Below are 8,612 nucleotides of genomic sequence, written 5' to 3'. Positions count from 1 at the left end.
ATGCGGGCCAAGAAAAAGGGCCGCCGGGATGTCTCCCGGCGGCCCTGATCGTTCCTATCCCAGATGGCGTCAGTAGGGGCGGCCGCTGACCGGGCGCATCGAGGTGACGGCTTCACCGAGGCCGTATTGGCGCAGGTCGCTGACATTGCGGTCGAAGATCTGGCAGCGTCCGCGGAAGTCGCTGTCGCTGCAGATCTGCCAGGAGCCGCGGCCCTCGATGCGCAGGCTCATGGCCTTGTCGTTGAACTGGCGGGGCAGGTTGGTGACCTCGCGATTGGCCTGGTAGGCCTGGCCGCCGAAGTCCGGGGCGGAGTAGAGCATCAGGGTGCTGTTGTTGGCCCCCCCGCCCCAGGGCGGATTGGGACCGCCGCCACCGCCGCCGTTCGAGCCGCACACCAGCCGGCCGTTGACGTTGCTGATGTCGCTGCGGCAGTTGCGGAAGTTCAGCGCGCTGTAGTTCCAGCGGCCGCGGTCGTCCCGGCAGTTGGCGGTCAGGGTGCTGCCGCTGACCCGCGCATCCCGGCAGGTCTGCTGGTAGCTGCCGGACGGCAATTGGCCCCAGCCGCCGCCGCCGCCGCCGTTGCCGCCGCCCCACGAGCACATCAGGCGGCCGTTGCTGTTGCCGATGTCGCCACGGCATTCGCGGAAGTTCACCGTGCTGTAGTTCCAGCGACCGCGGCTGTCTTCGCAACTGGCGGTCAGGGTGTCGCCATTGACCCGGATGTCGCGGCAGGTCTGCTGGTAGCTGCCCGAAGGCGCCTGGCTCCATCCGCCGCCCCACCGCTGGTCTTGCGGTTGGGCGTGCGCTGGCGCGCTGCAGAGCAAGGCGAGCGCCGCAGCTGCGATCCATGACTTCATAAAAGGTAACCCCAAGCTCTCAAGTTCGACCACGAAAGGCTGTTGTGGACATTAGACATCACCGTAAAGCGCCAGCATAGAACGCGTTGCCTGCCGTTCCCGGTTTAGCGAATCCAACCGGAAGGGGCGCCGTGGGAGGTGCTTGGAACGGCGACATGAGCGTGCGATCTGTCGATACTCTGAAGTCGTCGGAGCTGGCCGCGTCCCGTGGAGCCAGTTCTGCGCCTGGCGCCGAGATCGCGATGATTTCGCGTGAAGGGAGCGTGGAGGGCTGGCAGCCAGTTCAGTGGCGGCCCCACGGCAAGGTCTTGAGCGCGCCTTTGAATCAAAGAGTTAGCTGCTGATTCCGGAATTGACGCACGCGTCAAATTCTTGAATTGCCGGGTGAATGTCCCAGGCGCACAGTCAAGTTTGTCCGGAGAGGACGTGTCGTGTGCGGGAGGGACGGAAACAGCATGCGCGTAACCTTTGCGAGTGTTTCGGCGATTGGTCTGGCGCTGGTCCTTTGCGGGGCCTGCAGCGGACAGGGGAGCGGTGAGGCCCAGGCCTCGGCGGCGCCCCAGGGAGAACCTGTGACAGCCGTGGGCTGTCCGGTGGCGGGGCCAACGCCCGGCTGCGTGACCGTCAAGTCGGGCGGCAAGGCCTATGACCTAGCGGCCGCCAACCCGGCGGTCGACCTGTCGAAAAAGGTCGGCATCTCGGTGACCGGCCGCGCCGCCGGCGAGGTCACCGCCTGCGGATTGAAGATGACCGACGTCAAGGTCGAGTACCTCGGGCTGGAGTGCGCCGGGGCGCCGAGTTCCTAACTGGGCTTCGGCGCGCTGGGCCGGGGCTCGCCGGTCGCAGGATCGGTCAGGGTCTTGGAACTGCGCGTCGAGCCTTCGGCGCCCTTGGGTTCGGTCGCCGGGCGGGGCGGGCGGCCGGGCTTCATATCTGCGTCGCGGTTTCGCGCGGCGTCATCGTGATTTTGGCCTCGTGGGGACATGGGCGCTCCTTCGTGCTCTGGAGAACGCGAGGGAAGGACGGACGATCCACCGCCCAGAGCCGCCTCGCGGGCGGCGTAGGCGTCCTCCACGCAGCGACGCTGGTCGCTGCGGAAGGCGCAGCGGTTGCGCTCGGCGGTCCAGGCGCGCTGGTCAGCCTCCAGCGTCATTCGGCCGGTCGCCGTTCGGGCTGCGGCTTCGTAGTAGAGCGCACGCAGCGCTGTATCGCGCGCGACCAGGGCCGGGTCCTGGCAGATGAAGCTCTCGGTCGCGAACACCTGGCGGGCGCAGACGAGGAATAGTTCCTGCGGCGGCGGCGGCGGGATCGCCGTGGCCGGTCCGCCCCAGCCCAACGCGAAGATCGCTGTCGCCACGGCCAAGCGTCGAAGAGGCTTGAAATGGGAACCGGTTTGCGTCATACGCCTCCGTCCTACCCGACATCGTTGGAGTTTGTCATTTTACACCGCCAGGGGCGGCACGAACGGTGCTCAGACCACGGTTCGCCAACCCATCGCTCGGAACGGTTTCCGGTTCGAGAAAAGCGGAGTAAGGGCAGGCTGCGACGGTCTGGTCAGGCCGTGTAGGAGTGTAGCTCAGCTGGTAGAGCGTCGGTCTCCAAAACCGAAAGTCGTGGGTTCGAGTCCCTCCACTCCTGCCATTCACTATATGAGTATGCCGGGCGCGGAACGTCCGCCGCCCAACTGAAGAGAGTCGTAAGAGCCTGATGGCCAGGAAACCGGGTTCGTCCCCGCAAGCGATGAAGAACCGCGCCAGCAAGACGGCAGCGGCGATCGCCCCTGCCTCGGCCCTGGCGAAGGACGCCCCGGCCAAGAAGAAACGCACCACTCCGGCGCAGTTCGCCCGGGAAGTGCGCGCCGAGGCCCGCAAGATCACCTGGACCACCCGCAAGGAGACCTGGATCACCTCGGTGATGGTCGGGATTATGGTGGTGCTGGCCTGCGCGTTCCTGGCGGTGGTCGACCTTGGACTGGGGGCGAGCATGAACCTCGTGCTCAAACTCGCGAACGGGGCTTGAAGACAGATATGAACGCCGAAGCTCCGATCGCCCCGAACCCGCGCCACAAGTGGTACATCGTCCACGCCTACTCGAACTTCGAGAAGAAGGTGGCCGAGTCGATCCGCGAACAGGCCAAGAGCCAGGGCCTTGAGGAGAACTTCTCCGACATCCTGGTGCCGACCGAGGACGTCGTCGAGATCCGCCGCGGCCGCAAGGTCAACGCCGAGCGCAAGTTTTTCCCCGGCTACGTGCTGGTGAAGATGGAGCTCACCGACGAGGCCTACCACCTCATCAAGAACACCCCGAAGGTGACCGGTTTCCTCGGCTCGGGCTCCAAGCCCATGCCGGTGTCGGAAAAGGAAGTCGCGCGCATCATCGGCGCTATCGAAGAGGGCGTGGAGCGGCCGAAGCCGACCATCTCCTTCGAGATCGGCGAGCAAGTCCGCGTCACCGACGGTCCGTTCGCGAGCTTCAACGGCTCGGTCGAACACGTCGACGAGGAGCGCGCCCGCCTGCGCGTCACCGTGTCGATCTTCGGTCGCGCCACGCCGGTCGAGCTCGAGTACGGCCAGGTCGAAAAGATCGGCTGATCACGGCCGACCGATCACGGTCCGAGAAATTAAGGGGCGGCGCTTGCGAGCGCCGCCCTTTTTCGTTCCGCCGCGGCCGTTGCGGCGGACGTCCCGTCCTGCTATGAGCGCGCCCTTCTGGTCGGTGACTCATCGGCCAGATTGCGCGGATGCGCGTCAAATCCGTGGGAGGGGAGGGCCACCTAACCCCGCACCACGGCTCAACCGACCGGTTTGCGGTCACGAGGAGAAACAATGGCCAAGAAGATTCTGGGCTATATCAAGCTGCAGGTGCCCGCGGGCTCCGCCACCCCGTCGCCGCCGATCGGCCCGGCGCTGGGTCAGCGCGGCGTCAACATCATGGGCTTCTGCAAAGAGTTCAACGCCCGCACCGAGAAGGAACAGAAGGGCACGCCCCTTCCGACCGTCATCACGGTGTACCAGGACAAGTCCTTCACCTTCATCACGAAGACCCCGCCGGCGACCCACTACATCAAGCAGGCCCTGGGTCTGAAGTCGGGCTCGAAGGCTCCGGGCCGTGAGAACGCCGGCAAGATTTCGCGCAGCCAACTGATCGAAATCGCCGAAAAGAAGATGAAGGACCTCAACGCGAACGACGTTGAAGCCGCCGCCAAGATCATCGAGGGCTCCGCGCGCTCGATGGGCCTCGAAATCGTGGAGGCCTAAGCACATGGCTAAGCAACCCAAGCGCATTCAGGCCTGGACCGGCGACCGTAACGCCGCCCACACCGTCGAAGCCGCCGTCGCCCTGGTCAAGGCCAACGCCAAGGCCAAGTTCGACGAGTCGATCGAAATCGCCGTCAACCTGGGCGTCGACCCGCGTCACGCCGACCAACAGGTCCGCGGCGTGGTTTCGCTGCCGTCGGGCACCGGCCGCGACGTCCGCGTCGCCGTCATCGCCAAGGACGCCAAGGCTGCCGAAGCCACCGCCGCCGGGGCCGACATCGTCGGCGCCGAAGAGCTGGTGGAACGCATCCAAGGCGGCTTCATGGAGTTCGACCGCGTCATCGCGACGCCGGACATGATGGCCCTCGTCGGCCGTCTGGGTAAGGTGCTCGGCCCGCGCGGCCTGATGCCGAACCCGCGCGTCGGCACCGTGACCCCGAACGTCGGCCAAGCCGTGAAGGACGCCAAGGGCGGCGCCATCGAGTTCCGCACCGAAAAGACCGGCATCATCCACGCCGGCATCGGTAAGGCCTCGTTCTCGGAAGAAGCCCTGCTCATCAACGTCCGCGCTCTCGTGGACGCGCTGAACAAGGCCAAGCCGTCGGGCGCCAAGGGCACCTACATCAAGAAGATCAGCCTGTCGTCGACGATGGGCCCGGGCTTCAAGGTGGATACCGGTTCGGTCGGCGCCTAAGCGCCAGCCATATCGGTAGAACTTCGAAGGGGAGCGGTCGCAAGGCCGCTCCCCTTTTCGTTGCCCGGTCGCGCTTGACCGAAGGGGCGTGCCTCGCCACTGACGATGCATACGTCGTTCGAGGAAACGCCCATGAAACGCGCCGCCATCGTCTCCCCCGTCCGCACGCCGGTCGGCAAGTTCCTGGGCAGCCTGTCCAGCGTCACCGCCGGAGACCTCGGCGCAGTCATTCTCAAGGCGCTGGTCGAGCGCAGCGGGATCAATCCCGAAAAGATCGACGACGTGATCTTCGCCCAGGGCTACGCCAACGGCGAGGCGCCCTGCATCGCCCGCTGGTCGGCGCTGGCCGCCGGCCTGCCGATCACGGTCCCAGGCTATCAGCTCGATCGCCGCTGCGGCTCGGGCCTGCAGGCCGTCGTCGACGCGGCGATGATGGTCCAGACCGGGGCGGCCGACGTGGTCGTGGCCGGCGGCGTCGAGAGCATGAGCAATGTCGAGTACTACAGCACCGACATGCGGGGCGGGGCGCGGGCCGGCTCGGTGACCATGCACGACCGCCTGGCTCGCGGCCGGGTGATGAGCCAGCCCATCGAGCGGTTCGGCGTGATCAGCGGCATGATCGAGACCGCCGAGAACCTGGCCCGCGACTACCAGATCAGCCGCGAGGAGTGCGACGAGTACGCGGCGATGAGCCACCAGCGCGCGGCCGCGGCCTGGGCCGCCGGCAAGTTCGATGACGAACTCGTGCCTGTGCCGGTCAAGCAGAAGAAGGGCGACCCGGTCCTGTTCGCCAAGGACGAGGGCGTGCGCGGAGATGCGACGGCCGAGAGTCTGGCCGCCCTCAAGCCGCTCGAGAAGGGCGGGGTGGTGACCGCCGGCAACGCCAGCCAGCAGAATGACGCCGCCGCCGCCTGCCTGGTGGTCGCCGAGGACAAGCTGGCCGAGCTTGGCCTGGAGCCGATGGGTTGGTTCGTGGGCTGGGCGGCCGCCGGCTGCGAACCTTCGCGCATGGGCATCGGTCCGGTGCCGGCGGTCGAGCGGCTGTTCGCCCGCACCGGCATGGGCTGGGACGACATCGACCTGGTGGAACTGAACGAGGCGTTCGCACCGCAGGTGCTGGCGGTGCTGAAGGGCTGGGGCTGGGACGACCGCGACCGGCTGAACGTCAACGGCTCAGGCATCTCGCTGGGGCACCCGATCGGCGCCACGGGCGGGCGGATCCTCGCCAACCTGCTGCACGAGCTCAAGCGCCGCGGCGGCCGCTATGGTCTGGAGACCATGTGCATCGGCGGCGGGCAGGGGATCGCGGCGGTGTTCGAGGCGGCTTAGCGGCGACGACTGCGGCCGGGACGAGGTTTGGGAGGACCTCCATGGAACTGAAGACGACACGCTACGAGATCGTCGAGGGCGGCGTGGCCGTCATCACTCTTAGCCGGCCCAAGCGGCGCAACGCCTGGACCGGGCGGATGCACACCGAGTACCGCTGGCTGCTGAGCGAGGCCGACGCCGACAAGGCGGTCCGCGTGATCGTGGTCACCGGCGATCCGGAAGGGCAGGCGTTCTGCGCCGGGGCCGACCTCGGGGCGCTGGAGGGCCATTCCGAGAAGGGCCGATACGATCCCGGCACCAGCGACGACATCGCCCGGCCGGGCTTCGGGGTCGATCCCAACTTCGACGCTGCGTTCGCCTATCACTTCGGAGTGGGCAAGCCGATCATCGCGGCGATCAACGGCGCGGCGGCCGGCGTCGGGCTGGTTCTGGCGGCCTTTGCGGATCTGCGCTTCGCCGTGACGGGCGCGAAGTTCACCGCCGCGCACGGCCGCTTCAACTTCCCGGCCGAGTTCGGCCTGTCCTGGGTGCTGCCGCGGATCGTCGGCCTGACCCACGCCAACGACATCCTGCTGTCGAGCCGGACGTTCACGTCGGACGAGGCCGCGGCCATGGGCTTCTTGAATCGCCTGGTCGAGCCCGCGGCCCTGATGCCGACGGTGATGGAATACGCGCAGGCCCTCGCAGCCAATGTCGCGCCCGGCTCGGCGCGGGAGACCAAGCGCCAGATCTACCGTGACCTGCACCGTGACGCGGCCGGCGCCGTCACCGAGGCCGAGCGCTTGCTGGAGGCGATGATCAAGGACCCCGATTACAAGGAAGGGGTGAAGGCCTGGATGGAGAAGCGCCGGGCGACCTGGACCGGCTGAGGCCTTCCCTTCGCTCGCGGCCGGGATAAGCTCGACCCAAGCGCGAAGGGGCGGCCGCGATGGAGAAGGTCGAGTTGGCGGGACTTGCGACCGAAGACGCGGCGGAGGCCCAGACCAAGGGCGCACTGCATCTCTATCTCTGGTTCGCGGCGCGCGGCACGTTCGTCTGGGCGGTGTCGACGCTGATCCTGCGCTTGCTGCCCAGCGCGTGGGTCGACCGGCCGGCCTGGACGCTGCTGATCACCGGAGCAATATCCGGCTCGGGCTTAGTGATCGCGACCCTGCTGTTCCTGCGCAAGATCGAGCAGCGTCATCGGATGTCGGCGCTCGTTTCGTTCGTGGCGCCGCAAATGGTGCTCGATGCCGGGGTGACGGTGTTCTTCGTCCACGTGCTGCCGAACTTTCCGCCCGACCATGCGCCGTTGTTCGGCGCCTTCGTGCTGTGGGCCTATGCGGTGATGTTGACGACCGCGGTGATCGCCACGCGACCGCGCTAGGCCCGCGTGGTTGTCAACCGGTCACGATCGGTGTAAGAGCCGCGCCTTCAAGAGTTTCGTCGTCTCGTAAGGGGCGGCGTGGACGGAAGGGTTCGCCCTTCCATCCTGTCCAAGAACTGTGGGGAACCAGGGGCCGCCTGGGACCGTAACGTGTGGAAGAGCCCTTCCACGGCCATGGGGAGACGGGAAGATGAGGTTTCGCCGGCCATCGGCTTCGATGGGCGCGTGACCTGCGACTTCTCCGGAAAAGGACAGGCCTAAACGATCCGCGCGCGGGTTCGCCTTCGCATGGGTCGTCTGCTGCGATCGTCGGAATCGTCCGGCGATCTATCTGAGTATGGAGACCGCAATGGACCGCGCTCAAAAGCAGGAGTCGATCGAGACGCTTAAGGGCGTCTTCGCCGACGCCGGCGCCGTGGTCGTGACCCACAATCTGGGTCTGACCGTTGCGGAAATGACTGATCTTCGCCTGCGTCTCCGCAAGGAAGGCGCCGCGCTGAAGGTGGTGAAGAACACCCTGGCTCAAAAGGCTCTGGACGGCTCGATCGGTGAAGCGGGCGACGCCCTGTTCACCGGCCCGGTCGCCATCGCCTACGCGTCGGACCCCGTCACCGCCGCCAAGGTCACTGCTGAATTCGCCAAGGGGAACGACAAGTTCGCCATCGTCGGCGGTTTCATGGGGACCGAGGTCCTGGACCAAAAGGCTGTCGCCGCCCTGGCGACCCTGCCTTCGCTGGACCAGCTCCGCGGCAAGCTCATCGGCCTTCTGCAAGCCCCGGCCACCAAGGTCGCCGGCGTCCTGCAGGCTCCGGCTGGTCAGCTGGCTCGCGTCATAGGCGCTTATGCCGCCAAAGACGCCGCCTGATCGTCATTCCCGAACACAACCTCTATTTCCGTAAGGACCTAAACTATGTCGAAGCTTGAAAAGATCGTTGAAGAACTGTCGGCCCTGACCGTTCTGGAAGCCGCTGAACTCTCGAAGCTGCTGGAAGACAAGTGGGGCGTCTCGGCCGCCGCGCCGGTCGCCGTGGCCGCCGTCGGTGGCGCTGCCGCCCCGGCCGAAGCTGCTGAAGAGCAAACCGAGTTCACCGTTGTTCTGACCGCCGGT

At 66.7% G+C, this 8,612-nt stretch carries 11 protein-coding genes, 1 tRNA gene and 1 pseudogene; 11 read left to right on the top strand and 2 right to left on the bottom strand.

The annotated features are described in order from the left end of the window. Nucleotides 1-69: 69 nt before the first annotated feature. On the bottom strand, nt 70-858 hold the full coding sequence (locus C0481_RS21750; protein ID WP_293407832.1) for a CVNH domain-containing protein: 789 nt from the start codon (nt 856-858) through the stop codon (nt 70-72). Nucleotides 859-1,475: 617 nt separating this feature from the next. Here C0481_RS21750 and C0481_RS21745 point away from each other — a divergent pair. Beyond that, nucleotides 1,476-1,664: a hypothetical protein gene (locus C0481_RS21745; RefSeq protein ID WP_293407831.1), complete on the top strand. Its 189-nt coding sequence runs from the start codon at nt 1,476-1,478 to the stop codon at nt 1,662-1,664. Here C0481_RS21745 and C0481_RS21740 read toward each other — a convergent pair. Further along, complete coding sequence (locus C0481_RS21740; protein WP_293407829.1) at nt 1,661-2,215, bottom strand: lysozyme inhibitor LprI family protein; 555 nt, start codon at nt 2,213-2,215, stop codon at nt 1,661-1,663. The two genes, C0481_RS21745 and C0481_RS21740, sit on opposite strands and share 4 nt — an antisense overlap. A 208-nt stretch (nt 2,216-2,423) precedes the next feature. Between C0481_RS21740 and C0481_RS21735 the strand changes: the two genes are divergently transcribed. From C0481_RS21735 to C0481_RS21690, 10 genes and pseudogenes are all read left to right on the top strand, one after another. Then, nucleotides 2,424-2,499, top strand: a tRNA-Trp gene (locus C0481_RS21735). A 66-nt stretch (nt 2,500-2,565) separates the two neighbouring features. After that, nucleotides 2,566-2,877 carry a preprotein translocase subunit SecE gene (gene secE, locus C0481_RS21730; RefSeq protein ID WP_293407828.1) on the top strand — a complete coding sequence of 104 codons (312 nt, stop codon included), beginning with the start codon at nt 2,566-2,568 and terminating at the stop codon, nt 2,875-2,877. A gap of 8 nt (nt 2,878-2,885) precedes the next feature. Then, nucleotides 2,886-3,449 carry a transcription termination/antitermination protein NusG gene (nusG, locus tag C0481_RS21725; protein WP_293407827.1) on the top strand — a complete coding sequence of 188 codons (564 nt, stop codon included), beginning with the start codon at nt 2,886-2,888 and terminating at the stop codon, nt 3,447-3,449. Between the two features lie 234 nt (nt 3,450-3,683). Next, nucleotides 3,684-4,115: a 50S ribosomal protein L11 gene (rplK, locus tag C0481_RS21720; protein WP_293407826.1), complete on the top strand. Its 432-nt coding sequence runs from the start codon at nt 3,684-3,686 to the stop codon at nt 4,113-4,115. 4 nt (nt 4,116-4,119) lie between these two features. Beyond that, on the top strand, nt 4,120-4,809 hold the full coding sequence (gene rplA / locus C0481_RS21715; protein WP_293407825.1) for a 50S ribosomal protein L1: 690 nt from the start codon (nt 4,120-4,122) through the stop codon (nt 4,807-4,809). Between the two features lie 132 nt (nt 4,810-4,941). Continuing rightward, nucleotides 4,942-6,138: an acetyl-CoA C-acetyltransferase gene (locus tag C0481_RS21710; RefSeq protein ID WP_293407824.1), complete on the top strand. Its 1,197-nt coding sequence runs from the start codon at nt 4,942-4,944 to the stop codon at nt 6,136-6,138. A gap of 41 nt (nt 6,139-6,179) precedes the next feature. After that, on the top strand, nt 6,180-7,007 hold the full coding sequence (locus C0481_RS21705) for an enoyl-CoA hydratase-related protein (protein WP_293407823.1): 828 nt from the start codon (nt 6,180-6,182) through the stop codon (nt 7,005-7,007). 59 nt (nt 7,008-7,066) lie between these two features. Beyond that, nucleotides 7,067-7,504 carry a DUF5367 family protein gene (locus tag C0481_RS21700; protein WP_293407822.1) on the top strand — a complete coding sequence of 146 codons (438 nt, stop codon included), beginning with the start codon at nt 7,067-7,069 and terminating at the stop codon, nt 7,502-7,504. A gap of 349 nt (nt 7,505-7,853) precedes the next feature. Next, the gene (rplJ, locus tag C0481_RS21695) at nt 7,854-8,369 is read left to right on the top strand and encodes a 50S ribosomal protein L10 (protein ID WP_293407821.1); all 516 of its coding nucleotides are present in this window, start codon (nt 7,854-7,856) and stop codon (nt 8,367-8,369) included. A gap of 45 nt (nt 8,370-8,414) precedes the next feature. Next, nucleotides 8,415-8,612, top strand: a pseudogene (locus tag C0481_RS21690) (50S ribosomal protein L7/L12); the annotation flags it as partial.

Source organism: Phenylobacterium sp. (assembly GCF_013822795.1).
Lineage (GTDB): Bacteria > Pseudomonadota > Alphaproteobacteria > Caulobacterales > Caulobacteraceae > Phenylobacterium.
This window is presented reverse-complemented; position numbering and strand designations above follow the sequence as displayed.